The sequence below is a fragment of the Peribacillus sp. NPDC076916 genome, assembly GCF_050269675.1.
GTDB lineage: Bacteria > Bacillota > Bacilli > Bacillales > DSM-1321 > Peribacillus > Peribacillus aracenensis.
Map to the genome: position 1 here is coordinate 517,567 of NZ_JBNNIU010000003.1, position 24,710 is coordinate 542,276.

General features: G+C 42.2%; 27 protein-coding genes and 1 riboswitch. Of the genes, 23 read left to right on the forward strand and 4 right to left on the reverse strand.

The window, feature by feature from the left end:
• Positions 1 to 12: 12 nt before the first annotated feature.
• The 7 genes from ACQKFG_RS12100 to ACQKFG_RS12130 all read left to right on the forward strand — a co-directional run bounded on the left by ACQKFG_RS12100 (position 13) and on the right by ACQKFG_RS12130 (position 5,956).
• A complete protein-coding gene (locus tag ACQKFG_RS12100) occupies positions 13 to 423 on the forward strand; it encodes a DUF4064 domain-containing protein (protein ID WP_260285479.1) in 411 nt (136 codons plus the stop codon).
• Positions 424 to 600: 177 nt separating this feature from the next.
• Complete coding sequence (locus tag ACQKFG_RS12105; protein ID WP_427559201.1) at positions 601 to 2,490, forward strand: immunoglobulin-like domain-containing protein; 1,890 nt, start codon at positions 601 to 603, stop codon at positions 2,488 to 2,490.
• Positions 2,491 to 2,927: 437 nt separating this feature from the next.
• Positions 2,928 to 3,410 (forward strand): DUF2975 domain-containing protein, encoded by a 483-nt coding sequence (locus ACQKFG_RS12110; protein ID WP_427559204.1) that lies wholly within the window; start codon positions 2,928 to 2,930, stop codon positions 3,408 to 3,410.
• Positions 3,411 to 3,420: 10 nt separating this feature from the next.
• Positions 3,421 to 3,639: a helix-turn-helix domain-containing protein gene (locus ACQKFG_RS12115; RefSeq protein WP_283915419.1), complete on the forward strand. Its 219-nt coding sequence runs from the start codon at positions 3,421 to 3,423 to the stop codon at positions 3,637 to 3,639.
• Between the two features lie 699 nt (positions 3,640 to 4,338).
• On the forward strand, positions 4,339 to 4,581 hold the full coding sequence (locus ACQKFG_RS12120) for a hypothetical protein (protein WP_427559209.1): 243 nt from the start codon (positions 4,339 to 4,341) through the stop codon (positions 4,579 to 4,581).
• Positions 4,582 to 4,675: 94 nt separating this feature from the next.
• Positions 4,676 to 5,224, forward strand: coding sequence for a signal peptidase I (lepB, locus tag ACQKFG_RS12125; RefSeq protein ID WP_192206107.1), 549 nt, complete (start codon positions 4,676 to 4,678; stop codon positions 5,222 to 5,224).
• Between the two features lie 246 nt (positions 5,225 to 5,470).
• Positions 5,471 to 5,956, forward strand: coding sequence for a DedA family protein (locus tag ACQKFG_RS12130; protein ID WP_192206106.1), 486 nt, complete (start codon positions 5,471 to 5,473; stop codon positions 5,954 to 5,956).
• A gap of 88 nt (positions 5,957 to 6,044) precedes the next feature.
• Here ACQKFG_RS12130 and ACQKFG_RS12135 read toward each other — a convergent pair whose 3' ends face one another.
• The gene (locus ACQKFG_RS12135; RefSeq protein ID WP_427559214.1) at positions 6,045 to 6,779 is read right to left on the reverse strand and encodes an SDR family NAD(P)-dependent oxidoreductase; all 735 of its coding nucleotides are present in this window, start codon (positions 6,777 to 6,779) and stop codon (positions 6,045 to 6,047) included.
• A 466-nt stretch (positions 6,780 to 7,245) separates the two neighbouring features.
• On the opposite strand from ACQKFG_RS12135, the gene ACQKFG_RS12140 reads away from it, so the two are divergent.
• From ACQKFG_RS12140 to ACQKFG_RS12175, 8 genes are all read left to right on the forward strand, one after another.
• Positions 7,246 to 8,583 (forward strand): MATE family efflux transporter, encoded by a 1,338-nt coding sequence (locus ACQKFG_RS12140; protein ID WP_427559217.1) that lies wholly within the window; start codon positions 7,246 to 7,248, stop codon positions 8,581 to 8,583.
• A gap of 376 nt (positions 8,584 to 8,959) precedes the next feature.
• Positions 8,960 to 10,372, forward strand: a complete 1,413-nt coding sequence (gene pepV / locus ACQKFG_RS12145) for a dipeptidase PepV (RefSeq protein ID WP_427559220.1) — start codon at positions 8,960 to 8,962, stop codon at positions 10,370 to 10,372.
• Positions 10,373 to 10,393: 21 nt separating this feature from the next.
• Entirely contained in the window at positions 10,394 to 11,248 is an 855-nt protein-coding gene (gene dat / locus ACQKFG_RS12150; protein ID WP_349727810.1) for a D-amino-acid transaminase, read from the forward strand.
• A 214-nt stretch (positions 11,249 to 11,462) separates the two neighbouring features.
• The gene (locus tag ACQKFG_RS12155) at positions 11,463 to 12,701 is read left to right on the forward strand and encodes an Nramp family divalent metal transporter (RefSeq protein ID WP_192206101.1); all 1,239 of its coding nucleotides are present in this window, start codon (positions 11,463 to 11,465) and stop codon (positions 12,699 to 12,701) included.
• A gap of 208 nt (positions 12,702 to 12,909) precedes the next feature.
• Entirely contained in the window at positions 12,910 to 13,467 is a 558-nt protein-coding gene (gene thpR / locus ACQKFG_RS12160) for an RNA 2',3'-cyclic phosphodiesterase (protein ID WP_427559715.1), read from the forward strand.
• A gap of 21 nt (positions 13,468 to 13,488) precedes the next feature.
• Complete coding sequence (locus ACQKFG_RS12165) at positions 13,489 to 14,496, forward strand: NERD domain-containing protein (protein ID WP_427559224.1); 1,008 nt, start codon at positions 13,489 to 13,491, stop codon at positions 14,494 to 14,496.
• Positions 14,408 to 15,439: a diacylglycerol/lipid kinase family protein gene (locus ACQKFG_RS12170; RefSeq protein ID WP_192206099.1), complete on the forward strand. Its 1,032-nt coding sequence runs from the start codon at positions 14,408 to 14,410 to the stop codon at positions 15,437 to 15,439. Before ACQKFG_RS12165 ends, ACQKFG_RS12170 begins: the two co-directional genes overlap by 89 nt.
• Positions 15,440 to 15,731: 292 nt before the next feature.
• The gene (locus tag ACQKFG_RS12175) at positions 15,732 to 16,514 is read left to right on the forward strand and encodes a phosphotransferase family protein (protein ID WP_063232868.1); all 783 of its coding nucleotides are present in this window, start codon (positions 15,732 to 15,734) and stop codon (positions 16,512 to 16,514) included.
• Here the strand turns inward: ACQKFG_RS12175 and ACQKFG_RS12180 are convergent, their stop codons facing one another.
• The gene (locus ACQKFG_RS12180; protein WP_260285469.1) at positions 16,515 to 16,790 is read right to left on the reverse strand and encodes a YtzH-like family protein; all 276 of its coding nucleotides are present in this window, start codon (positions 16,788 to 16,790) and stop codon (positions 16,515 to 16,517) included.
• A 241-nt stretch (positions 16,791 to 17,031) separates the two neighbouring features.
• On the opposite strand from ACQKFG_RS12180, the gene trmB reads away from it, so the two are divergent.
• Both trmB and ACQKFG_RS12190 read left to right on the forward strand, forming a co-directional pair.
• Positions 17,032 to 17,670 carry a tRNA (guanosine(46)-N7)-methyltransferase TrmB gene (trmB, locus tag ACQKFG_RS12185; protein WP_192206097.1) on the forward strand — a complete coding sequence of 213 codons (639 nt, stop codon included), beginning with the start codon at positions 17,032 to 17,034 and terminating at the stop codon, positions 17,668 to 17,670.
• Between the two features lie 143 nt (positions 17,671 to 17,813).
• Positions 17,814 to 18,659, forward strand: a complete 846-nt coding sequence (locus ACQKFG_RS12190) for a YtnP family quorum-quenching lactonase (protein WP_427559228.1) — start codon at positions 17,814 to 17,816, stop codon at positions 18,657 to 18,659.
• A gap of 50 nt (positions 18,660 to 18,709) precedes the next feature.
• Here the strand turns inward: ACQKFG_RS12190 and ACQKFG_RS12195 are convergent, their stop codons facing one another.
• Entirely contained in the window at positions 18,710 to 19,027 is a 318-nt protein-coding gene (locus tag ACQKFG_RS12195; RefSeq protein ID WP_192206095.1) for a PepSY domain-containing protein, read from the reverse strand.
• A 177-nt stretch (positions 19,028 to 19,204) separates the two neighbouring features.
• On the opposite strand from ACQKFG_RS12195, the gene ACQKFG_RS12200 reads away from it, so the two are divergent.
• From ACQKFG_RS12200 to ACQKFG_RS12210, 3 genes are all read left to right on the forward strand, one after another.
• Positions 19,205 to 20,278, forward strand: coding sequence for a M42 family metallopeptidase (locus tag ACQKFG_RS12200; protein WP_349727814.1), 1,074 nt, complete (start codon positions 19,205 to 19,207; stop codon positions 20,276 to 20,278).
• 81 nt (positions 20,279 to 20,359) lie between these two features.
• A complete protein-coding gene (locus tag ACQKFG_RS12205) occupies positions 20,360 to 20,881 on the forward strand; it encodes a DUF84 family protein (RefSeq protein WP_349727815.1) in 522 nt (173 codons plus the stop codon).
• A 119-nt stretch (positions 20,882 to 21,000) separates the two neighbouring features.
• Positions 21,001 to 21,870, forward strand: a complete 870-nt coding sequence (locus tag ACQKFG_RS12210) for an AraC family transcriptional regulator (RefSeq protein ID WP_342614296.1) — start codon at positions 21,001 to 21,003, stop codon at positions 21,868 to 21,870.
• 108 nt (positions 21,871 to 21,978) lie between these two features.
• Here ACQKFG_RS12210 and ACQKFG_RS12215 read toward each other — a convergent pair whose 3' ends face one another.
• Positions 21,979 to 22,428 (reverse strand): YtoQ family protein, encoded by a 450-nt coding sequence (locus tag ACQKFG_RS12215; RefSeq protein WP_192206091.1) that lies wholly within the window; start codon positions 22,426 to 22,428, stop codon positions 21,979 to 21,981.
• A gap of 123 nt (positions 22,429 to 22,551) precedes the next feature.
• Between ACQKFG_RS12215 and ACQKFG_RS12220 the strand changes: the two genes are divergently transcribed.
• The 3 genes from ACQKFG_RS12220 (at position 22,552) to ACQKFG_RS12230 (ending at position 24,338) form a co-directional block, all read left to right on the forward strand.
• Complete coding sequence (locus ACQKFG_RS12220; RefSeq protein ID WP_427559234.1) at positions 22,552 to 23,058, forward strand: hypothetical protein; 507 nt, start codon at positions 22,552 to 22,554, stop codon at positions 23,056 to 23,058.
• A 111-nt stretch (positions 23,059 to 23,169) separates the two neighbouring features.
• Positions 23,170 to 23,481: a thioredoxin family protein gene (locus tag ACQKFG_RS12225; RefSeq protein WP_427559237.1), complete on the forward strand. Its 312-nt coding sequence runs from the start codon at positions 23,170 to 23,172 to the stop codon at positions 23,479 to 23,481.
• 50 nt (positions 23,482 to 23,531) lie between these two features.
• Positions 23,532 to 24,338: a DUF1444 domain-containing protein gene (locus tag ACQKFG_RS12230; RefSeq protein WP_192206088.1), complete on the forward strand. Its 807-nt coding sequence runs from the start codon at positions 23,532 to 23,534 to the stop codon at positions 24,336 to 24,338.
• 156 nt (positions 24,339 to 24,494) lie between these two features.
• Positions 24,495 to 24,598, forward strand: a riboswitch (glycine riboswitch).
• Positions 24,599 to 24,710: the final 112 nt, after the last annotated feature.

The window sequence follows — 24,710 nt, forward strand, 5'->3', positions numbered from 1 at the left end:
GAGGCGAAGTAAATGAAACGGACATGGGAATTCGTATTAAGTATCTTAGGCGTGGGTATCGCTGTGATTTTTTTAATCATGACGATCATAGCGGCCGTTTATCTCAACAGTATCGATATGAAAGAAATGATGGACTACTCTTTAATGACAGATTCAGAGTTTTCCTCGTCTGAGGTAGATATGTCGATCAAGTTGTTCATGGGCATACTATGGGCTGGAATCATATCGCTGTTCATTGCATTGGCGGGCGGTTTGATCTCTATCTTTCTATTAAAAGGCGGCAAAGCGAAGGGAGCCGGTATCTTATTGATCATTACGGGCATTCTGACGATCTTTCATGTTTGGCCGCTTTTTTTCTTCATCATACCGGGTATCATGTGCCTTGTAAGGAAGCCGAGGGAAACGGTGGAAGTGATCGTATGATCCGACACTATACATAGTGTAATTTGAAAACAAAGGAGCTGACCCGAAAATGCGGGTCAGCTCCTTTGTGCCGTGCGGATATTTTAGGGGGATATTCCTATTTATACCTGCAATCACCAGTCTATCATGTTACTATTATTATAGATTTAAATATAAATAGACTGGAGTTTTCAATCAATGAGGATACCTTTAATGAAGGTTGGGGCACTGACCTGTTTAACGCTCGGTTTGTTCAATGGACAGGCTTTTGCGGAGTCTGGAATAACCAATGCGTGTTCATCATTCGGTAAGATTCAATCCAATGAAAATCCTTCCCATAAGCAAATTAACTGCTTACTGACGAATGCGGCAATAGAGGCCGAAATCCCTCCTGAAGTGGTAAAAGCGGTGGCTACGCAGGAAAACGGGGATTGGAGGCAGTTTAATGAGGACGGTACACCGAATAAATCCGGCGATGGCGGTATCGGTCTAATGCAGCTTACCGATAAAAGTGGGTATGACCAGAAAAAGCTGGAAAATGATATAGTCTACAATATCGAGGCAGGCGTCGAGGTGTTGAATGGCATGTATTCAAGAAGGGATTTGCCCAAGATCAAAGGTGCAGGACGAAGGGTCATCGAAAATTGGTATTTCCCTGTCATGGCATACAACGGGACAAAACCGGTTAACAGTCCTCTTTACCAGGAAAACGGGAAAATAAATCCGAATGCCTATCAAGAGGAGGTTTTTGCCGAGATAGAAAAACAAAGTTATTTGGATGGCACAAAACTGGCCAAATATCCAGTCAAAACAACGGACTTTCAATATAATCGGGAAAGCACCGAAAATATCATCTTTAAAAATCTTGAATACACACTGACAGACCAAACGCATGACTCTGTTTATTGGTTCAAGGCCGGAGACAAAGTTTTGACGACATCCAGAGCGAATATCAGGAAAGAAATAAGCACTACGGCAGGTGCGGTACTTGTGCCACCCAATACAAGCTTGATCATCACAGGGAATTTTGACTATCACGAATCTAAAGGAAATAAATTTGTCTTTTACCCCGTACAAACGGAAGACAAGAGTATCAAGGGATATATCTCATCGGCTTACATATCCAATAGGCCATCGGGTGTTGTGCCCATCAAGGATACGAATAAACCTGTAATTTCAGGAGCAACTGGTAAATCGATACCATTCAACTCAACTTTCAATCCTAAAACCAGCGTAAAGGCGAAGGATGATAAAGATGGTGACTTAACGAGTGCCATACGTGTGGAAGGTAAGGTGGATACCAAGAAAGTGGGCACCTATACTTTGACTTATACGGTAGCAGACAAAGCTGGGAATGTTGCCAAGGTCATAAGGAAAATAACCGTTTATGACAAAGTCAAGCCGGTGATTTCCGGTGCCGGGAATAAAACCATCAAACTTAATTCTTCATTCAATCCAAAAACAAACGTGAGTGCCAAGGATAATGCCGATGGCAGCTTGACTAGTAAAATCAAAGTGACGGGTACAGTGAATACGAAGAAAAAGGGGACCTATACATTGAAGTATACGGTCACCGATTCATCGAAAAATGCAGCGACAGTCACAAGAAAGATCACGATAGACGGCACCAAGCCAGTCATCTCGGGAGCCAATAGTAAAACCGTCGGCTATTATTCGACATTCAACCCTAAATCAGGCGTATCCGCGAAAGATAACCTGGATGGCAACATGACTAGTAAAATAAAGGTGACAGGTACGGTGAATACAAAGAAAAAAGGAACGTATACATTAAAGTATACAGTCACTGATTCATCGAAAAATACTGCGACAGTCACAAGAAAGATTACGGTAGACAGCACCAAGCCGGTCATTTCCGGTGCAAAAAGCAAAACCATTGCCTATAACTCGTCATTCAATCCTAAATCAGGTGTATCCGCGAAAGATAATCTTGATGGAAGTTTAACAAGTAAGATCAAAATAACAGGGACTGTGAATACGAAGAAAAAAGGCACCTATACATTGACTTACACCGTTACGGATAAATCGAAGAACAAGGCAGAAGTAAAACGGAAAATCACTGTTAAATAGAAGGAAAAAAGTCAATTTCACAATACATTTTTACCATGAATTCACGTTTTTTATTTCCTTGATATTACTACACTCTTTGATGTTTTTATTAAAATTCAATCTTGATTGCACATACCAATTCTCGAATATGGAAATAAAAATAATTATTGTACAGTGGGAAATTAACGGAGAATTACAAGGTTTATTATTTATTTTAAGTAGGTTCTGTTATTTTTCGTTGTTGATTTCCTTTATTGAACTATTTGGAATTAGTTGTAAATTTAACATTTAAAAGTAAGGGCATTTCTTTGTAATGAGAAATGCTTTTTATTTTTGTCAAAATTAAAAGGGTACTTTAATAACAATAATAATATAATAAAAAACAATACTAATTTATTGTAAAACAATAAATTATGTAGTAAAGTCAAAACTGACATTAAATAAGTGAGGTGCACTTTATGAAACGAGGAACAACACTCTTTTTGAAGATGGCTGTTATTCTTATCGGAATCCCAATTCTCGCTTTGTGCATATTTTTAGTGCCTAAGATTGGGGATTTTGCTGGAGAATTGTATCCAAAAATGGCTTATATGAAATCTCTCGTTTTAATTGATATGTACGCAGCCGCGATTCCTTTTTACTTTGCTCTGTATCAGGCTTTTAAACTTTTAAGCTATATTGATAAGAACCAAGCATTCTCGGAATTATCGGTAAAAGCTTTAAATAATATAAAATACTGTGCCATCACCATCAGTACCTTGTATCTGCTAGGTATGCCGCTTTACTATCTCATGGGGAAGAGAGTTGACCCTCCAAGTTTCATACCAATCGGATTGGTCATTATTTTCGCCTCTATGGTTATCGCCGTTTTTGCTGCTGTCCTCCAACGGCTTCTAAAAGAAGCGATTAACATAAAATCAGAAAATGATTTGACGGTTTGAGGTGGAGGATATGGCAATTATTATTAATATTGATGTGATGTTAGCAAAACGAAAAATGAGCGTAACGGAGCTTTCGGAGAGGGTTGGAATTACTATGGCGAATCTTTCCATTCTGAAAAATGGAAAAGCAAAAGCGGTTCGTTTTTCAACATTAGAAGCGATATGCAAGACTTTAGATTGTCAGCCAGGTGAGATTTTGGAGTATAAAAGCGACGAAGACACTCAGTAAAAATGGCTGTTTTCGCATACTTTATTGCTATTCACCAAGTAATGCGGCGTGGTTGATTTCCCCTCCATTGCTCGCTTTCCGCGGGGCGGGCGGTGAGCCTCCTCGGCGTGAACGCCTGTGGGGTCTCACTTGTCCCGCTGCTCCCGCAGGAGTCTCGCACTTCCGCTCCAATCAACCGTTTTAAAAACAATAATCTTTACGAAAAGAGCTATAAAAATAGACAGCAAATTTATTAAATTAAAGGTAGTCGATAGAATTTAAGGGATAGCCATTAAGCTATCCCTTCTTTGCGTTTAATGACGTTATTTAATCAGAGAATTCCATTGATATTAGTGACAAAAAATATGATGCGATTTGCAATGTTTTCACCTCAAAAGGGAACCTGTTACGCAATAGGGGGATCCTTTTTTTTGCTGTCTGAATGTGTTTGGCTGAAAGATGTGCCTATATAATAGTAGAAAGTGTTCAGCGATTGATTCTCCGGGGTGGAGCCTGTGTTGATAAAAATGTTATAATTGTAAATACATGTAACTAGAAGTGATCTGAAGGGGGAATGTTTATGGGCAAAGAACACGGGCATGTGAACTGGATGGATCAGATTTTTAAGGAATATGAAAGGGACGCGGGCTGAAGAATAATCCCGGCTTTGGAAAACCGCTTCCGGAGTCGGCGCTATCGGGAAATATATATGACAACTTCTTGACGAAGGCCAAAGAAGCCGGCTACCTTCCGCTTTGGATAAAATGGCAAAAAGATATTCGGGAAGAGCTGTCCGGATTGGTTCAATTGAAAAAAATGAATGGAACTGAGTCTGAATTAATGAAACGAATTGATGAAATAAATGAGAAAGTCGGTACATATAATGCGATTTGTCCAGGCAAGATGCAGCGCAGGGAAATAGAGTGGGGAAGCATCGAAAGCCAGCATGAAAAATGGAAGTGACTTACAATGTGTAAAATGTGGGTATTTACATGACGTGATCATTAAAGGTTTATGATATAATGACATGAATAAAAAATAGAGAGAGGGACTTCGATTGGAAAAAAGAAAAGAAGTTTTTTCATGGATAAAAGCGATATTGATTGCAGTCATTCTAGCTTTTTTAATTCGAACGTATATTTTTGCACCGATTGTCGTGGACGGTGAGTCAATGATGCCGACTCTGCAAGACCACGAAAGAATTGTTCTTACTAAGTTTGGAACGAATATCGATAATATAGACCGGTTTGACATTGTCGTTTTTCATGCAACGGTAGATAAAGATTATATAAAAAGGGTAATTGGTTTGCCAGGTGACCATATTGAATATAAAGATGATACGCTTTATATTAATGGGAAAGCTTATGAAGAACCTTACTTGGACAAATATAAGAATCAGATGGCAGGGGTGCCGCTGACTGAATCCTTCAAGCTAGAAGATATTACAGGCAGCATGACAGTGCCGGAAGGCCAGTTGTTCCTTATGGGGGATAATCGCCAAAATAGTTTGGATAGCCGTGAAATAGGCACGATTTCCGTCGATGAAATTGTCGGCAAGGCGAATCTAGTGTATTGGCCAATCAATGAAATAAAGCTTGTGAATTAAGAAGAAGCGGACTCAGGTATAGAGTCCGCTTTATTGTTGCCGTTTTTCATTTCGATTGAATAGCATTTTATACAGGTATTTCAACAAAAAACGTGTCCATTCTTTTTTTTTTCTCTTTTTTTTTAGGAAAACCAACTCATTTGGGTTAAATTAGGTTATCCTATTAAAAAAGAGTAATCACGTTACCCAGGCCCGTGTAAGAAAATGGATTACTTTAAAAAAGGGTGCTGAGATGGAGTACTTTAGATGGATATAATAAAAGACTTAATATCAAACTATGGTTATTTTGCAATATATGGACTGTTGGCCATTGGGATTATTGGCTTGCCGGTACCTGATGAGTTCATGATGACTTTTGTCGGTTATTTGTCATCCATTTCCGTTTTGAATGTCCAGGGAGCATTCCTTGTCAGTTTCCTTGGATCGATAACCGGGATGCTTGTCAGTTATTTCATCGGAAAAAAGGTGGGGAAACCTTTTTTGAGGAAGCATGGTAAGTGGATCAAAATGACCCCAGCGAGGTTGGAGAGGTTGGAGGAATGGTTCAATAAATACGGTCCTTGGACCATCATCATAGCCTATTTCATCCCAGGAGTCCGTCACTTCGCCAGTTACATTTCCGGTATGAATGGGATGGGGAAACGAAAGTACTTTATCTTCGCAGGAGCAGGTGCTTTCAGCTGGTGTTTGGTATTTACGACTTTTGGTTATTTTATTGGTGTGTTAACGTAACTCATTTCAACTTACCAAATTCCTTCAGTGAATCAGTAAATCCCGTTTCTGGATCTTTAGAAACGGGATTTTCCATTTCTGCCTTTAATTATTGAGCTGAGTATCCGCCGTCGATGACAAGCTCGGCACCAGTTACGTATGAAGCTTCATCGGATGCTAGATAAAGCACGGCATTTGCAATATCCGCCGGCTGACCCAAACGTTGTAATGGAGTCGCTTTGATCATTTGGTTCACTAACTCTTTTGACTCTTCCAATTTTTGAGTCATCGGTGTTTCGATGATACCAGGGAATACGGCATTGACACGGACGCCCATGCGGCCATATTGCGTTGCGGCAGCCTTGGAAATAGCACGAACGGCCCCTTTTGAAGCTGAGTAAGAGTTCAAGCCCATTCCGATTTGAGCAGTGAAGGAAGAAATGTTTACAACTGCGCCTTTACCTTCTTTAGCCATATGAGGAATAACGTGTTTCATTCCAAGGAATGGTCCAAAGCCATTGATGCTTAACATTAGCTGCCAATCGGCCAAAGTCGTATCGTTGATGCCTTTTTCTGTTGAGATACCGGCATTGTTTACCAAAATGTCGATTTTGCCAAATTTAGCGATAACTTCATCCGTCACCTTTTTCCAGCTTTCGTCTGAAGATACATCAAGTACAGTTCCATGGACATTATTCAGTTCATTCACAACAGCTACAGCTTTTTCATTGATATCAGCAGCAATGACTTGTGCTCCTTCTTTTGTGAATAGGTCTACCATTTCCCGGCCCATACCAGATGCTCCCCCGGTGATAATGGCTACTTTATTAGTCAATCTTCCCATCATGATCACTCCTAATTAGTTGTTATAACGATGAATTTATGTTCAAACATAGTGCAAAAGTTATATTATCAACGAGCAATACTATAACTCCTTCAAGAATCTGTCAAGAATTTTATTTTCCGGCTTGCGAATATCCTTTTTCTTGCTGGAAAAGAAAGTACATGTATGCCTGTGAAAAAAGGGACTTCCCATAACTGCTGCGGGTTGAAAGCGGTATCAATCTTTCAAGCTTCTACTATTGAAACCGTAAATTATCAATATCTAATTAGCTTTACCCGTTCTATTTGAAATGATTCACAAGTAATCTTGTAGAGGCATCCCATGCATGCCGGGGAGCACCATATATTCAATTCTAGTAATTAAAATTGAATACTGCAATCTTTTTGTACTTTAAATACAATTTTTTATAATGCCATTCCATTTCTGATTTTTCAGAACTTTCATGTACATAGGAGGTCATCATTTTATGAATAACAGAGCGTATCTTTCCTTGGCCATCCCGCTTACGATTTCGACGATGAGTACGCCCTTGCTCGGTGCGGTCGATACGGCTGTGGTTGGAAAGTTGAGTGATCCCGCTTATATTGGCGGGGTGGCTGTCGGAACCATAATTTTTAATACGATGTATTGGCTTTTTGGTTTTCTACGGGTCAGTACATCTGCCTTCGCTGCACAAGCGGAGGGGGCACGGGATGAAAAGCAAAGCCTGATGGCCTTGATTCGGCCTTTCTTCATTGCAGCGATCATCGGCCTGCTGTTTATCGTGATTCAAAAACCCATTTTGAATATCTCGTTAGGCGCAATCGGTCCGGAATCGGACGTTTCCGCCTTTGCCGCAGATTATTTCGGCATCCGGATATGGGGTGCGCCTTTTGCATTATTGAACTATGTCATCTTAGGCTGGTTAATCGGGAAATCCAGGATAAAAACATCTTTGTTCATTCAAGTTTTCATGAACGTGATCAATATTGTCTTATGCCTCGTTTTTGTAAATGGCTTTTCATGGTCTGTATCAGGGGTTGCTGCGGCTTCATTGATATCAGAAATTTCCGCTTTTTTTCTGGGCTTGTGGGTGATCAGGAAAGCGGTTAACGTACCGGATTCGTTTTCATTCCGGGAGGGGTTCGATCGGGCTTCCCTGAAAAAAATGATGGTGGTCAACAGGGATTTATTCATCAGGACCATTTGCCTGATCACGGTTTTCAATCTTTTTACGGCCAAGGGAGCCACTTTCGGGACAGAGACACTGGCGGCAAATGCCGTACTCATTCAAATCCATTACCTGATGGCCTATTGTTTTGATGGCTTCGCGAACGCGTCGAGTCTTCTGGTCGGGAAGGCGATTGGTTCGAGAGATATAAACCTTTATAAAAAAACACTCTCACTATCGGCGCGGTGGGGCTTGTATGCTTCGGTCATACTTGCCGCATCTTACTATCTGTTCAGCGATAAGGTCATTCTCCTTTTCACGGACATTTCCGGCGTCATCGAACTGGCCCATGAATATGGACTTTGGATAGTCCTATTCCCATTCAGTGCCTTTATCGGCCTCATTTTTTATGGAGTGTTTACCGGTGCGACAGAAGCCGTCCCAGTAAGGAACTCAATGCTCCTTGCATTATCGGCTTTTCTACTTGTCCAATTCACAGCGGTCAGCAATCATGGCAATCATGGATTATGGCTTGCATTCCTGGCTTTCAGTTTAGGACGGTCCGTTTTTTTAGCTCTATACATCCCAAGGCTGAACCGAAAAGTAACAAAGCTTATGGATGGCGATAGTCTAATGAAATCATCTTCTTTTTAATAAAAGCTCTTTTCGTAAAGATTGTTGTTTTCGAAACGATTTAAGGTTGATTGGAGCGGAAATGCGAGACTCCTGCGGGAGCAGCGGGACAGGTAAGACCCCACAGGCATTCACGCCGATGAGGCTCACCGTCCGCCCCGCGGAAAGCGGGCAATGGAGGGGAAATCAACCACACCGCATTACTTGGTGAATAGCAACAAAGTATGCGAAAACAGCCTTAATAAAAGAGGGTGTTTTTTTAAAATGCAGGGAATTTTATCGGTAGTTTGATGTTGGCGATAATACGGGAATACGAAGAATAGGTAGCAACGCTTGGCGAATCAGGTAGTAAAAGTGATAAAATGAAAAATATATATAAAAGAGGAGTTGTCGTATTTTGAGTGAATTGAATTGGCGAGAAGAAGTTGAAAAACGTAAAATGGACTTATTACTGGATACACAAAACTTATTGAAAATAAAAAGTGTACTGGATGAAGAACATCCGACAGAGGAGGCCCCATTCGGTAAAGGGGTGAAGGAAGCTCTTGATTTCATGCTTCAATTGGGCGAAAAAGACGGTTTTACTGTTAAAAATGTCGATAATGTCGCTGGCCATATCGAAATGGGTGAAGGCGAGGAGTTAGTTGGGATATTATGCCATGTCGACGTGGTACCTGAGGGAGATGGCTGGAGTTCGGATCCGTTCGGCGCTGAAATCCGTAATGGCCGCATATATGCTCGCGGGGCAATCGATGATAAAGGGCCAACGATGGCTGCTTATCATGCGATGAAGCTGGTCCGGGAGATGGGAGAACCTTTGAACAAACGTGTGAGGATGATCATTGGAACCGATGAAGAATCGAACTGGCGCTGCGTTGACCGTTACTTTGAAGTGGAGGAAATGCCATCGATCGGCTTCGCACCAGATGCTGACTTCCCAATCATCAGTGCGGAAAAAGGAATCTGGGATTTCTCGGTTATACACCCTGCCGATGCAGGAAATGGCACGAATTCTGAAGTGAATGTTATGGAATTTTCTTCAGGTCGAAGGACGAATATGGTACCGGATTTTGCTACGGCCATTGTGGAAGCGGCCAACCCTGCTGAAGTGGCGGCAAACTATCAGGATTATTTGCAAAAATACTCATTGAGGGGCCAGGCCGTTCCGCAGAAAAATCAAGTGCTGCTTGAGATGAATGGTGTCTCGGCACACGCGATGGAACCGAAAAATGGAAAGAATGCAGGTCTGCATTTAGCTGTATTTTTAGCTGATCTTACTCTTGATCCGCATGCGAAAGCCTACTTCACTTTCATAAAGGATCGTTTGTTTGAAGATTCCCGCGGAAATAATTTAGGTGTGGCTTATTCGGATGAGCAAACAGGAGAATTGACGGTCAATGCTGGCGTTTTCAATTATTCCAAACAAGGCGACAGCTCGATTGGTTTCAGCATGCGTTATCCTGTGACGTTTGAGTGGGAACAGCAAAAGGCGGCATTGGAAGAAAGACTTGCGGCATATAATTTGAAAGTGAAAACCAATTCGCATTCAACTCCACATTATGTGGACAGTGATAGCTTCTTGATTAAGACGTTGCAGGCAGTTTATGAAGCGGAGACAGGTGATGAAGCTGAACTTCTTTCGATTGGCGGCGGCACATACGCGCGTTCATTGAAAGAAGGCGTTGCATTTGGCCCGCTTTTCCCTGGCAGCGAAGACATTGCGCATCAGAAAGATGAATATATTGATATTGAAGATATGCTTAAGGCTACGTCCATTTATGCACGTGCCATTCAAGAATTGGCTAAATAAGAGGCAAAGAGGGAGTAAGACATGGGGAAAATCATTTTTAACGGCGACCTTAAAAGCAGGTCCGAAGTAAAGCTAGATATTGAAGACAGGGGATATCAATTCGGAGATGGCGTCTATGAAGTCATCCGGGTTTATAATGGCGAATTATTTGCGGGGGATATGCATCTGAACCGGCTGATGGACAGTGCGAAGTTGATACAGATGAAAGTTCCCTTTACTGCAGCGGAAATCAAAGCCCGCATGGAAGAGCTGATCGCTGAAGATCAACTGAGGGACGGTATCGTCTATATGCAGCTGACAAGGGGCGTATCTCCGCGTACACACTCATTTCCAACTGCTGAGGTGGAACCGGTCTTTGTTGCCTATACCAAGGAAATGCCTTATACAGGGAAAATCAAGCCAGGGGTCAAGGCTGTTACCACCGACGATATACGCTGGATGCGCTGTAATATCAAGAGTTTAAATCTACTGGGTAATATAATGGCTAAACAGCAAGCGGTAGAAGCCGGCTGTGATGAAGCCATCCAGCATCGTGATGGTACGGTGACGGAGGGAAGTTCGTCAAATGTCTCAATCGTGGTGGATGGGCTACTTAAAACGCATCCGGCCACAAACTTGATCCTGAATGGAATTACCCGTCAGGTGATGCTGAAACTTTGCGCTGAACATGGGATTCCATATGTCGAGGAAGCCTTCACCGTCGAGGACATGATGGCAGCCGACGAAGTCCTTTATACAAGCACAAGCGTTGAAGTGACACCAATTATTAATATCGATGGCCAATCGATTGCAGCCGGGGAACCCGGTCCGATAACCAAAAGACTGCAGAAACTGTTTTCCGGGGAAATCGAGAAGCAATGCGGTTCCGTTAAATAAATTAAAACCCCTTTGCCACTAGTGGCAAAGGGGTTTTTACTCTGTGTAGCCGGAAGCAGCTGGCCATCACCGAATCCCCATTTACGTTAATTAAATCTATATGCAATCCTCACTTTTTGACATTTTCAAAAACCAGGAATATACTTGCTAATAACCTAAAAAGTTTACCTGTCGCAACAATTTGAGTTGCGTATAAAAAGGAGTTGACGTAGATATGTCCGATGTGTTGCATCAATCTTCTTCGAGAGGAATAAAAAATCTGCTTCCTTATCTAGGGCCTGCCTTTATAGCGGCTGTTGCCTATATTGATCCAGGGAATTATGCGACCAATATTACAGCCGGATCAAAATATGGCTATACGTTATTATGGGTGATCTTCGCATCCAATTTAATGGCTGTGCTAATCCAATCATTATCAGCTAAATTGGGAATAGCAACTGGAAAGAACCTTCCAGAGCTATGCAGGGAAAAGTTTTCGAAAAAAACATCTTTCTTATTATGGATTCAGGCCGAAGCCGTTATAATGGCAACCGACCTAGCTGAATTCATAGGAGCTGCACTAGGGATTTATTTGCTATTTGACTTACCGCTTATCACATCGGCAATAATTGCAGCAATTGGTTCCTTTGCCATTCTGGAATTCCAGCGCAGAGGTTATAGAACTTTCGAAGCTCTGATCACGGTCATGATATTTGTCGTTGTGATAGCATTTGGCGCTCAAGTTTTTTATGCAAAACCTGACACTTCTGCCGTTGTTTTAGGACTCTTCACTCCAAAGTTCGAAGGAGTGGACAGTATTTTGCTATCGGCCGGTATGCTTGGAGCCACCGTTATGCCTCATGCGATCTACCTTCATTCTTCTTTGACTCAAAGAAGAATAGTCGGAAAAAACGATTTGGAAAGAAAAAGGATTTATCGTTTTGAGCTAATTGACATTGTCATCGCCATGTTGATTGCAGGCGCGATCAATGCCGCCATGGTCATAGTTTCAGCTGCACTATTTCATAAGAATGGAATACTTGTAGAGGACTTGGATGTTGCCTATCAACAATTCGGTGCGATACTTGGACCATCAGTCGCGATGCTCTTTGGAATAGGATTATTATTTGCCGGTTTATCCAGCTCATCCGTTGGTGTAATGACAGGTGATGTAGTCATGCAAGGATTCATTAAAAGGCATATACCGATTTATTTAAGAAGGGTCATTACCACCGTTCCGCCCCTGCTCATAATTTTATGGGGAGTGAACCCATCCAAAGCCCTTGTGATGAGCCAAATTGTACTCTCGTTTGGCATCGCGTTTGCCTTAGTGCCATTGATCATGTTTACAAGCAATGAAAAAATCATGGGCCGCCTGGTCAATCATAAAATCACCTCAAGCGTCGCTTGGCTTATAGCCGTACTAATCATAGGACTGAACTTGTTCCTGCTTTACGAAACACTGTTCAGCTAAAAGAAGAAATGACAGGGAAGGACCAATTTTTTGGTCCTTTTTTTTTTTATTTTTGCTGTATTTTTCGTTTTAGCGACCCTTCGTACATAGTATGGTAGATTGGGGATTTTCCTGATGGAGGGAATATTCAATAGGATGCCCAAGAAAAGGTATATGAATGGGAATTATGGTAAAATTAAAGGGAAAACAGGAAGGAATGTAAGTGACTATGAATACTCATTTTTTCTTTGCTTTAGTATTGCCTGATGATATTAAGGCTTATTTACATGCTGTTACGGAACAACTTAAGCAAGACTTTCCATTTAAGAAATGGCTGCATCCAGCCGATTATCATATTACGCTAGCATTTTTGGGCAATGCTCCCGATACATTGAAAGAGGATGCTTTGAGGCGTGTGGAAAACGAGCTTGCCAACGAAGCCTCATTCGGCTTGGAACTCGGCGATATCGGCGGTTTTGGCAAGAGTGGGAGCCCAAGGATCCTATGGGCAGGCGTCAAGCAGCAAGAACGGCTTTTTGCCATTCAAAGGAAAGTCTATAATTCTTGTATCGAAGCGGGTTTTGAACTTGATAAAAAGCCGTTCAAGCCTCATATTACGCTGGCAAGAAAATTCGAGGGGGATAGTCCCTTTTCGTTGGAGAGCGTTCGCCAGATAGCAAATTTGGAGGATAAGCATTTTGAAGCAGTTCAGGTTGCGTTATATCAAACACATCTTGGAGCTTCCCCTTCATATGAAAAGATTTTCACGATAAACCTTCTAAAATAGAGAGAAATGGGTGGTGGTCGAATGGCACAGCTCATAAAGATGCAGGATTATATTTCCCGGTATGAGCAGGATATTTATCATTATCCAACACAATTTGCACGGTTGAAAAAACAGCAATGGGATAAATTGAAGGCTGCTTATAATGCGGGCGAGCTGGATCGGTTGTATAGCGAGCATACTGAAAGTGAAACACAGGTCAAATTTGATCCGCCTCAGGAAGAATCAAAGGGCCTGCTTAAAAAGGTTAAAGGCATATTCCACCGGACAGGGAAACTGGAGGCAGAGGCAGAAGAACTGCTAATACCGAACCAGATTGAAGATCCTAATGTTTTTTCATTAAGGTTTCCGTTCCGACCGGCCAGCCTGGATGAATTAAAGCAAAATTTTTTAAATCAATTGCTCCGTTTTCAAATGAAATGGGGGAGTTCGACGCTTCGTGAAAAGTCATTTGTGGACCAATCATTCTTTTTGGATGAAAGGCTCCGCTTTTTTCTGCAGCGTTTTCCGGATACGTTTCTTGTATTATATAAACCTATCTTTCTATTGAAAAATGCGCCTGTTGAAGTCGAAGTCATTTTATTGACCCCTGTTGATGCTTGGTGCATCACTTTTCTGGAAGCGGAAGAAGACGCTGCTTTCATCGGTTCGAGTGAACGGTTCTGGGTCCGAAGGCATCATAAGCATCCAGATAAAAAAGTGCTTAACCCATTATTGGGTGCAAATCGGATGACGAACATCGTCTCCCAGTTATTTGAGCTATATGAAGTGAACATGCCGATTAAAAAGGTGGTTTTATCCCGGAATGGATATGTCGATTATCCCGAAGCACCTTATGATATTACGATGGTGGATAAACGGACCTTCCCGGAATGGTTTGAAAGGATGCGGGCTATATCGTCCCCTCTTAAGGCACAGCAGTTAAAAGGGGCACAGGCATTGCTTGAATATTGCCAAACTACATCCAGCCTGCGACCTGAATGGGAAGCCGATTATAACCAAACAGAAGGAAATGAGCATGCCGCGCCTTAATGAAACGGTATATTTCATTGTCAATCCAATGGCTGGAAATGAAGAAAGTTTGAAGATTTGGAAAAAAGCCGAGGAAATACTGAAATCAAAAGCTGTTCCCCATGAGGTGTTCTTTACACGTGAAAAGGGGCATGCGCTAAGATTGACGAAGGAAATTCTATCAGGGACGAATCAGGATACCAGGGTGATCGCTGTCGGGGGAGATGGCACGATTAATGAAATGATAAATGGTGCCAGTGATTTCCCTCACGCTATCATCGGCTCCATTGCGGCTGGATCCGGCAATGATTATGTAAGGGGCATTCAAAAAACGGAGAGTGTGGAAGAAGCTCTTTCTTTATTTCAGGATAATGCCTTCCGTGCCATTGATATTGGACGGTACGAGACGAATGGCAAGGCGGGTTATTTCGTGAACTGCCTGGGAATGGGCATTGATGCTGAAATATCTGATGAAGCAGAACGTTCCGCTCTGAAAAAATGGTTTAATTTTGTCAGGGCGGGTAAATTAATTTATCTGTTCATTTTTATAAAAAAGATATTTACTTATAAGCCCAGCAGCATGGAATTGATCATTGATGGGGATCGGCATCTTTTGAAAAAGGTATGGTTCATTGTTATTGCGAACCAGCCCTACTTTGGCGGTGGGATGAAAATTTCACCGATGTCAAAGCTGGATGATGATAGGTTGAACGTGATTGCGGTCCATGATATTACTTTGTTGAAGTTATTGACCGTCTTCATCACCGTTTTTTGGGGCGGTCACCTAAACATGAAAAATGTTGATTCTTTTTCCGGTAAAATAATAAAAATGAAGAATCAAGGGTCAGTAAAAATCCAGTCTGATGGGGAAATTGTTGGTACGCATGAAGTAGCTGCAGTGGTTCTGAAAGAGAAAATCCGCGTCATGTTCAAGGATGATAACCCATACAAAAATATGAAATGATTTATTTGTTTTTGTTTTATGCGTATAATCGTTTTATAGTACTTGACGAAGAAACCGTTTTTCAACTAAAATTTAATTTATGGCTATTGTTTAATTGCTCAATAGCTATTTTTTTATTTCTCTAAAATGAGGATGTTTTTAATTGCGGGTATCATCCCGATGCAAGTATATATGCAGCTTCGCCAACAGGCGGATTTTTTATAAAACATGGACTCAAAGTAGTGGTAATACATACACTAGGTGAACGTACCCACATTTGTATGATTAAGCGAGGAAATCGAAGGTGAACCAGTTGGAACATTTATTAGGTCAGGAGTGGGATATATCCCCTGCCGGAGGAGCTACGGGGGAAGCCTTTATTGCCGAGAAAGAGGGGCAGAAGCTCTTCCTTAAACGAAATTCATCGCCATTTTTAGCTGTTCTTTCGGCTGAGGGCATTGTTCCAAAGTTAATGTGGACAAAACGCCTGGAAAATGGGGATGTAATTACGGCCCAGCATTGGATGGAAGGCAGGGAGCTATCTCAGCAGGAAATGAACAATATAAGAGTCGCAAAGCTGCTTCAAAAAATTCATCAATCCGATCCTTTGTTAAGCATGCTCAAAAGGCTTGGGAAATCCCCTTTACGACCTGAAAGTATACTTACAGACATAGAAACCGGGTTATCTTCGGATGTTACGGATATTCCGATTATCAAGCAGGCCATCCATTTTTTACAGAATAATCTCCTGTTGATTGAATGCGACGAAAAAGTCGTCTGTCATTGTGATGTGAACCATAATAATTGGCTCATGACCGAAACCGACGGATTGTTCCTGATTGATTGGGATGGAGCGGTCATTGGCGATCCGGCCATTGATCTCGGCATACTCCTGTATTCTTATGTCCCAAGGGAAGAATGGAATCAATGGCTTGCCCGTTACGGCAAGAAACTTGACGCAGGCCTGGAGATGAGGATGAAATGGCACACGGTTTCACAACTTGTGCTTTCCATCCAATGGCATCATCGAAGAAAGCGTTACGAGGAAAGAAATGAATTACTGCAAAAGCTGGAAGCATTATTGATGGTTGGCTGATCAGAATTGATCGATATCATCCACCCACTGGGACAGGTCGTTCTGGTGGGTTGAAATATGTGCATCTAAATCGGCGGTACCGATGCCTGTTTGACTGTATTCGTAAATCTCCGTCAGAATCGGTTTCACATTGCTGTCAATTTCCATATTGATCATTAGGGATTTGACGAGCCTTTCAACCTGTTCACATTCAGAAACGGATCCACAGCAGTCTGTTTGATGGTTGGTCAATATATCTTTTAATAGTGACATTTGATGTTCATGGGAAAGCGGCATATAATACCTCTCCTTTCTTAAATATGATTCAAGGGATTCCCAGGTGGTTCTCGCCTGCCCTTCACTTATTTATGGTGTGTTTTGCTGAAAGTTTTATACATGAAAACTACAGAGACTGTCGCCTGGATGGCCGGCAGTTTTTTTATTTGTTCTGTGTGTGTTTCCTGAAAAAATCAACTTGCAGGAATCCATGCACTCGTGTTATGGTTTGAACGATTATATTATAAATAGGGGTGTCATCATGCGTTTAAGAAATAAACCTTGGGCTGAAGACCGTTTGAATGATTTTCCACAATATGTAATTCATCAGCCAGTGAGCCATAAAGGTAAATGGCATGAAGTTTTCGGTAACGATAATCCGTTATATATTGAAGTGGGTACTGGAAAAGGCCGTTTCATCACAGAAATGGCAAAAGCCCATCCTGATGTGAATTTCATTGGAATTGAAGTATATGGAAGCGTCATTGTAGCTGCTTTGGATTTGCTGATTGAAGCGGATGTTCCAAATTTAAAGCTGTTGAATGTTGACGCAGCAAACTTAGGGGACTATTTTGCAAAAGGTGACGTGGACCGCGTCTACTTGAATTTCTCTGATCCATGGCCGAAATCACGTCATGCAAAACGTCGGTTAACGTATAAGACTTTCCTCGAAGTATATGAAGGCATCCTTCCAGACAAAGGCGAGATCCACTTCAAGACGGATAACCAAGGGTTATTCGAATCTTCCTTGAAAAGTATTTCCGAGTACGGCATGCTTTTGAAATATGTAAGCCTTGATCTTCACAATAGCAGTTTTGAAGGCAACATCATGACTGAATATGAAGAAAAGTTCTCGAGTAAAGGCAACCGGATATACAGATTGGAAGCAATGTTCCAATAATCATCATCAGAAACCAACCAGGTGCACAGCATCTGGTTTTTTTTCTTGTTCATGCGGTGTATTCCGTTCAGGAGGATGACTTGATTGTTATCGATTTCAATATATGGAGGTGGGTGTTAAAATAAAGGGAGAGGAGGGGTAAAATGGAAACGATGCAAATTGGGGAAATTAAATTAACATGGTTGAATGGTGGTGTGACTCACTTGGATGGCGGTGCGATGTTTGGTGTTGTACCGAAACCGCTTTGGGCCAAAAAGTATCCTGTTAACGAAAATAACCAAATCGAGTTACGCACGGATCCGATTTTGGTGCAGGCCAACGGATTGAACATGCTTATAGATTCCGGTATCGGCAATGGAAAGCTGAATGACAAGCAGAAGCGGAATTTTGGGGTGACGGAGGAATCCAATCTTGTCGAAGATCTTGGCAGACTTGGGATTCAACCAAATGATATCGATTACATTTTAATGACTCATCTACATTTCGACCATGCCTGCGGTTTGACGAAACGTGAAGGTGAAACTTGGGTGCCTGTTTTCGAGCGAGCAGAAATCATTACGACCCAAACTGAATGGGTGGAAATGAAAAACCCGAATATTCGTTCAAAAAGTACATATTGGGCAGAAAACTGGGAGGCTGTCGCTTCTCTTGTACGCCCTTTTGAAGGTGAGCAGGAAATTACGGACGGCATTAAAATGCTCCATACCGGTGGGCATAGTGATGGTCATGCGATCATCATCATTGAGGATGGTGGGGATAGACTGATTCACATGGCAGATATCATGCCGACGCACGCGCATGCGAATGTCCTCTGGGTCCTCGCTTATGACGATTATCCCATGACTTCCATTGAAGCAAAGGAAAAGTGGATGAAATCCGGACTGCAAAATGGGTCCTGGTATAGCTTTTACCATGATGCCCAATACTGTGCCATCAAATGGGATGTAACGGGTAAGGAAATAATAGCCGAATTGAAACGGAAGCGATAAGAGGGAAAGCAAAAGGAGGACGTCATTTTGACGGCCCTCCTGTTGTTGTTTCAATCATTTTGCGCATTAAGCTCCAATATCGTTCCTGTTGAGGCATCTGCGACAAATTCGAATTGCTCGCGTTTACCCTCTGTGTTTCTGGTGATCCCGCCTTTGTACACTTCATAGTCCAAGTCATTTTTTGTAAAGCTCTCCGGCTTCATCAAAATCCATGAGCCATATATATTTCCATCCTTTTTGACCGTTTCCTTCACTTGGGCCAAGACTTTATCGGGAGAAGGTTTACTTGATTGATCCAATAGCTGTTTTGTCGCATAGCCAGCAGCAAACCCGGCAGCAGTACCTAATAAAAACGTTTTCCAATTCATTGATTTCTCCTCCATTGCATTTATTAAAATCGCTTCTTCCAGTATACAGAAGAACGCTTTATTTGACTAATAATTTGAAATTTTACCCATTAACTGATAAATTAGAACTTTCTAGTGTATCACGATGCTAAGTTCTGTAAAATAGTAAGAAACAATACATAAGTTAGGGGTAGAAAAATGAATCATGAGACTTTGGAGCTTTTTAAAACATTGACGGAATTACCGGGAGCCTCGGGAAATGAACATGCAGTTCGGAGTTTCATGAAGAGGGAGCTGGAAAAGTATTCGGATGAAATCGTCCAGGATCGCCTTGGCGGAATATTTGGCGTAAAAAGAGGCGATGAGGATGGGCCGACTGTACTAGTTGCCGGACACATGGATGAAGTGGGATTCATGGTCACCTCCGTAACAGAAAACGGAATGATCCGCTTTCAGACTTTGGGAGGCTGGTGGAGTCAAGTGCTATTGGCCCAAAGAGTCGAGATCATAACCGATAACGGTCCGGTCATTGGTGTCATCGGTTCGATTCCGCCCCATTTGCTTGATGAATCGCAACGCTCAAAACCAATGGATATCAAAAATATGCTGATTGATATCGGTGCGGATGATAAGGAAGATGTGAAAAGAATCGGTATAAAGCCAGGTCAGCAGATTGTACCGATTTGTCCATTCACTCCCATGGCCAATGAGAAGAAAATCCTCGCAAAAGCGTGGGATAATCGTTACGGCTGCGGACTTGCGATAGAATTGTTAAAGGATTTAAAAGGTGAAACGTTACCGAATATCTTATATTCCGGGGCAACCGTCCAGGAGGAAGTTGGATTAAGGGGTGCGCAAACTGCAGCTCATATGATTAAACCGGATCTTTTCTTCGCTTTGGATGCAAGTCCTGCGAATGATATGTCCGGCAGTAAGAATGAATTTGGCCAGCTAGGAAAAGGGGCACTGCTCCGCATTTTCGATCGTTCGATGGTCACTCATCGCGGCATGAGGGAATTCATCCTTGATACGGCCGAGTCGAATGAGATTCCATATCAATATTTCGTATCCCAAGGCGGCACGGATGCAGGGCAAGTCCATATTGCAAACGAAGGCATTCCAAGCGGGGTGATTGGCATTTGTTCCCGCTATATTCATACACATGCATCCATGATTCATATTGATGATTATGCCGCTGCACGTGAACTGATTGGAAAATTGGTTCGTTCCTGTGATAAAACGACATTCGAGACCTTGATTAATAACGGTTGATGGTGGAAGCTGAAATGGAAAGGGATGCTGTCATGTATCCTTTTCCATCAGCTTTTTTTACATAGAAGGAAGGTAATTATATTGAAAATAGCAGTAGGCAGTAAGAATCCGGCGAAAGTAAGTGCCGTGCTAGGTGTATATGAAGATGCAGAAATCATTTCGCTTCAAGTGGAGAGCGGGGTCCCGGAACAGCCTTTTTCAGACGAGGAAACGATGGAGGGGGCAATGACACGTGCCCGGAACTGCTTGATTCACAGTGATGCCGAAATGGGCATCGGGCTTGAAGGCGGTGTCGTGAAAATGGGACAAGCCCTGTTTTTGTGTAATTGGGGTGCAATGGCAACAAGGGACGGTGAGGTCTTTGTAGCTGCCGGAGCGAGAATCCCAATTCCGGGAATTGTTGCTGAGAAGCTGCTGGACGGTGAAGAGTTGGGCCCAGTGATGGACGCCTTCACAAGGCAAGAGAATATTAGCAAAAAGGAAGGAGCGATCGGCGTATTTACAAATGAGCGAATCACCAGGGGGGACATGTTCCTTCATATCATGACGATGCTTGCCGGCCAACACGAGTATAAGCTGAAAATGAAAAAACAGGAGTTTTGAATCCCTGTCATGGAAAAGCGGGTTTCGAATGATGGAAAACGAATACTGCCAAAACAGAGCAGGAACGGACAGGATTTTATTGAGCGGCCTTGCTAGTATAGTGACAAGGGGGGAACGAAATGGGGTGGGTTGAATCAATCCAAAAGGCCATCGAATATATCGAGGAGCACTTATTGGAGGACCTGACGATCGAGAGCATTTCCAGGCAGGCGAATGCCTCAGTTTTTCATTTTCAACGGACTTTCACCATTTTAACGGATATAACCATTGGTGACTATATTCGTCGTCGAAGACTGACCTTAGCGGCCCAGGAGATTTCATCAACAAATGGCAAGGTCATTGATTTAGCCTACAAGTATGGCTATGACACCCCCGAGGCATTCTCGAAAGCTTTTCGAAGGCAGCATGGGGTATCTCCAAGCGAAGCCCGAAAGTATATGGGGAAACTGAAATTCTATGAACGCCTGGTAATACAGGTGATTCTGAAAGGGGCAAAACCGATGAAATACAATATCCTTGAAAGGGATTCCTTTCAATTGATTGGAATCAAGCAGGAGTTTTCCTTGGTTAATGAAGAGAATTTGATCGGGATTCCAAAGTTGTGGGAGAAAGTGAATGCGGATGGAACAGATGATAGGTTAGCTAAGTTGAACAATGGCCAAATAGATGGCTTGATTGGTGTATGTGTCGATAAGCGGGCTGTGGAAAAAAATGAAACGATGGATTATTGGATAGGTGCAGAGTATGCCGGGAAAGTGCCTGAAGAGTTTTCAACCCTGACGATACCGGCTTCCAAGTGGGTTGCATTCGAAGTTCACGGACCTATGCCTGATGCCATCCAACAAGCTTGGAAACGAATTTTTTCCGAATGGTTCCCTACCAGCGGTTATGAACATGCCGGAACTCCAGAATTGGAAGTATACGCGAATGACGACGCTTCAAACCCTGACTATTACTCTGAAATTTGGATTCCCATAAAAAAGGGATAAGTTAAAAAATTCTTTTCGCTTGCAGGGGAGGCCCTGCAAGCTTTTTTTCATTTCTTTATGATGATCAGACATTCATACTTGAGTTGAGCAGTTAAGGGGCAGGGAGTTTTACAGCCCTTCTTCAAAAATATAAGAAAGCACTTTCATCGCTTGATTAACGGATTCTACTGTGACACTCGCCTTTTCCGATAATTCCTTTAAGGCATGATGATGGGATTCCGGACGAATCAAAATAAGTGGTTTACCCAGGGAAATGGCGGTGCTTGCGTCCATGGCGGTATTCCACTGTTTATATTTCTCGCCAAATAGAGCGACGACAAGATCAGCTTTTTTCATCAAAAGACCTGTCCGCAAATTATTGATTTGGGAAGCTGCCGCATCCTTCAGGATGGGATTCGGCTGTTCCCCGAGGATATCTTCACCGATATTATCGGAGCGTTCATGATTTTCCATTGGGCCTACAAATTCTAAAGGGAGCTTCAGTGCAGCGGCCTTATCTCTCAGCTCACTTCTCCAATTCGAATGGATCTCCCCAGCAAGATACACGGTTAACTTCATTGTTTTCCTCCTCGGTATTAAAATTGCTTTCATTGTACCATGTTTTTTAGAAAATGGATGAATTCCATAAATAAGGATAATATTATCCATAAGGTAGTAAAAGAGACGGCTGGAGGAATGACGATGGCTTTATCGAATAAGAATATCCTTGTTTTCCTGTTGATAAGCAGTTTGATCGCGGGCTGCTCAGGCATTGAGAGACAAACCGAAAAGGCAATGAAGGCTGCTGAAGTGGCTTTTCGTGACGATGAAAAACAGCCCAATCAAGAGGCGGGGCTAATTCAGGTCTATCTGCCAAAGGATTTTAAAGTAGTGGAAGAACATGATAATAATTTGATTTTACAAAAAGATGATAAGATTTATATATTATTTGTCAATCCAAATGAAAAAGAAGACAACTCCGTGTTATATTTGGCGATAAAAGAACAAGATGATCAAAATGTGATGCTGCATTCTTTCCAAACTGATGATAAATTCGGCTTTATTTCGGTCAAAGAGATACCGAAAGAAAAGTATGAGCTTGCAGTGGGGATCGGCGGGGTGAAGCTGACAACCGAAACGGATAAAGACCAATTAAAAACCGATGCAAAACAAATGATGGAAATCGTTTCATCCGTGCCCCAGAAATAAGTCTTATCACGGCCGTTCAACCGATCCGTATTAATGGTTGATTTCTGGAGAGTCTGGTATGATGGGATTATAAAAAACTATGGTGTCATTTAGAGCAGGAGGAATATTCAAATGGAAAATTTACAAACCGTTGAGCAATATGATGCATTGAAAAGTGAAGGCAAACATATCTTTCTTTTTTCAGCGACATGGTGCGGGGATTGCCGTGTAATCGAACCGATCATGCCGGAGATTGAAACGAAATTTCCTGATTTTACATTCATTCATGTGGACCGTGATGAATTCATCGATGTGTGTGCGGCGAATGATGTATTCGGCATACCAAGTTTCATCGCGTATGATAATGGTGAAGAGCTAGGCAGATTCGTGAGCAAGGATCGCAAAACGCAAGAACAAATTGAGGAATTCATTCAATCACTATAATTAATTTCCCCTTCTCGCTGGGGATTTTTCAATGAAGAGGAGGGTCAGTCATGAAAATGGACAGCACGAAGCTGAAAAATATCCTGAAAGAACGTTTAAAAGATGAAAATCGCACATTCAAATTCGATAGTAAGCAAGATACGTTACGGGTGGAAAATGTGAAGACCGGGAAGGGAATCACCATCGAGTTGCCTCCTGTACTTGCTAACTATGAAAACGTACAGGAAAAGGCCATCGATGAAATTATCTATTACGTGGAAGAGGCCCTGAATGTGATGGGGGGAGAACACAGCATGGAAGGCAAGGAGAAATTCATTTTCCCAGTCATCCGCTCGACCTCCTTTCCGATGGAATCGGAAGAAGGAAATCCATTTTTATTCGATGAGCATACGGCTGAAACCCGGATTTTTTATGCCCTTGATTTAGGGAAAACCTACCGTCTTATAGATGAAAAGATGATTCAACGGGAAAATTGGCAGGGTGACAGGATCCGTGAAATTGCCCTTTTCAATGCCCGTTCCCTCTCCACTGAAATGAAGTCGGATATCGTTGCAGGTAATGCATTTTATTTTTTGAACACGAATGATGGGTATGATGCCAGCAGGATCCTGAATGAATCATGGCTTCGGGAAATGAAGGACAAGATCGAGGGAACCATGGCTGTTGCCATTCCCCATCAGGATGTCATCATCATTGCCGATGTGAAGAATGATACGGGCTATGATATTCTTGCGCAAATGGCGATGAGCTTCTTTGCCAGCGGGCATGTTCCGATAACGGCTCTATCATTTCTTTACGAAGAAAATGAGTTGGAGCCCATCTTCATTATGGGTAAAAACAAAAAGCGTGAACAATGATATATTGAATCATAAAAGGACCGTGTCAGCATCTGACATCGGTCCTTTTAAAGTTTAATAGAGTTTATGACTTTTAGAGTTGATATTTATTTTTTTATCGGTGATAATGAAATTGTAATATTTTGAGAATACGGAATAAAACGATAGAACGAGCTTGTGAACGTTGTGGGAGAGTGCAAAGCATTGAGCCACCGAAGGAGCAAGTTCCAAAAATATCCCTTGGAGCAAATCTCTCAGGTAAATGGAACCGCAGCTGGACGCAACTCTGGACAGCGCGCAGGAAGTGTGCCGCCAACGGGGAAATCTCCACGACCAAAATGGAGTTGAATTCTCAGGTGAAAGGACAGAGAAGGGAGCGGCAGGTTTGCGCAA

Bases quoted from the DNA above. Each gene is read 5' to 3' on its own strand.
- thpR (WP_427559715.1), top strand. From the start codon at position 12,910: ATGAATACTCATTTTTTCTTTGCTTTAGTATTGCCTGATGATATTAAG.
- ACQKFG_RS12100 (WP_260285479.1), top strand. From the start codon at position 13: ATGAAACGGACATGGGAATTCGTATTAAGTATCTTAGGCGTGGGTATC.
- ACQKFG_RS12105 (WP_427559201.1), top strand. From the start codon at position 601: ATGAGGATACCTTTAATGAAGGTTGGGGCACTGACCTGTTTAACGCTC.
- dat (WP_349727810.1), top strand. From the start codon at position 10,394: ATGGGGAAAATCATTTTTAACGGCGACCTTAAAAGCAGGTCCGAAGTA.
- ACQKFG_RS12115 (WP_283915419.1), top strand. From the start codon at position 3,421: ATGGCAATTATTATTAATATTGATGTGATGTTAGCAAAACGAAAAATG.
- ACQKFG_RS12130 (WP_192206106.1), top strand. From the start codon at position 5,471: ATGGATATAATAAAAGACTTAATATCAAACTATGGTTATTTTGCAATA.
- ACQKFG_RS12180 (WP_260285469.1), bottom strand. From the start codon at position 16,790: ATGCCGCTTTCCCATGAACATCAAATGTCACTATTAAAAGATATATTG.
- ACQKFG_RS12140 (WP_427559217.1), top strand. From the start codon at position 7,246: ATGAATAACAGAGCGTATCTTTCCTTGGCCATCCCGCTTACGATTTCG.
- ACQKFG_RS12230 (WP_192206088.1), top strand. From the start codon at position 23,532: ATGAAAATGGACAGCACGAAGCTGAAAAATATCCTGAAAGAACGTTTA.
- ACQKFG_RS12135 (WP_427559214.1), bottom strand. From the start codon at position 6,779: ATGGGAAGATTGACTAATAAAGTAGCCATTATCACCGGGGGAGCATCT.
- ACQKFG_RS12200 (WP_349727814.1), top strand. From the start codon at position 19,205: ATGAATCATGAGACTTTGGAGCTTTTTAAAACATTGACGGAATTACCG.
- ACQKFG_RS12220 (WP_427559234.1), top strand. From the start codon at position 22,552: ATGGCTTTATCGAATAAGAATATCCTTGTTTTCCTGTTGATAAGCAGT.
- ACQKFG_RS12215 (WP_192206091.1), bottom strand. From the start codon at position 22,428: ATGAAGTTAACCGTGTATCTTGCTGGGGAGATCCATTCGAATTGGAGA.
- ACQKFG_RS12155 (WP_192206101.1), top strand. From the start codon at position 11,463: ATGTCCGATGTGTTGCATCAATCTTCTTCGAGAGGAATAAAAAATCTG.
- ACQKFG_RS12165 (WP_427559224.1), top strand. From the start codon at position 13,489: ATGGCACAGCTCATAAAGATGCAGGATTATATTTCCCGGTATGAGCAG.
- trmB (WP_192206097.1), top strand. From the start codon at position 17,032: ATGCGTTTAAGAAATAAACCTTGGGCTGAAGACCGTTTGAATGATTTT.
- ACQKFG_RS12190 (WP_427559228.1), top strand. From the start codon at position 17,814: ATGGAAACGATGCAAATTGGGGAAATTAAATTAACATGGTTGAATGGT.
- ACQKFG_RS12210 (WP_342614296.1), top strand. From the start codon at position 21,001: ATGGGGTGGGTTGAATCAATCCAAAAGGCCATCGAATATATCGAGGAG.
- ACQKFG_RS12110 (WP_427559204.1), top strand. From the start codon at position 2,928: ATGAAACGAGGAACAACACTCTTTTTGAAGATGGCTGTTATTCTTATC.
- ACQKFG_RS12225 (WP_427559237.1), top strand. From the start codon at position 23,170: ATGGAAAATTTACAAACCGTTGAGCAATATGATGCATTGAAAAGTGAA.
- ACQKFG_RS12195 (WP_192206095.1), bottom strand. From the start codon at position 19,027: ATGAATTGGAAAACGTTTTTATTAGGTACTGCTGCCGGGTTTGCTGCT.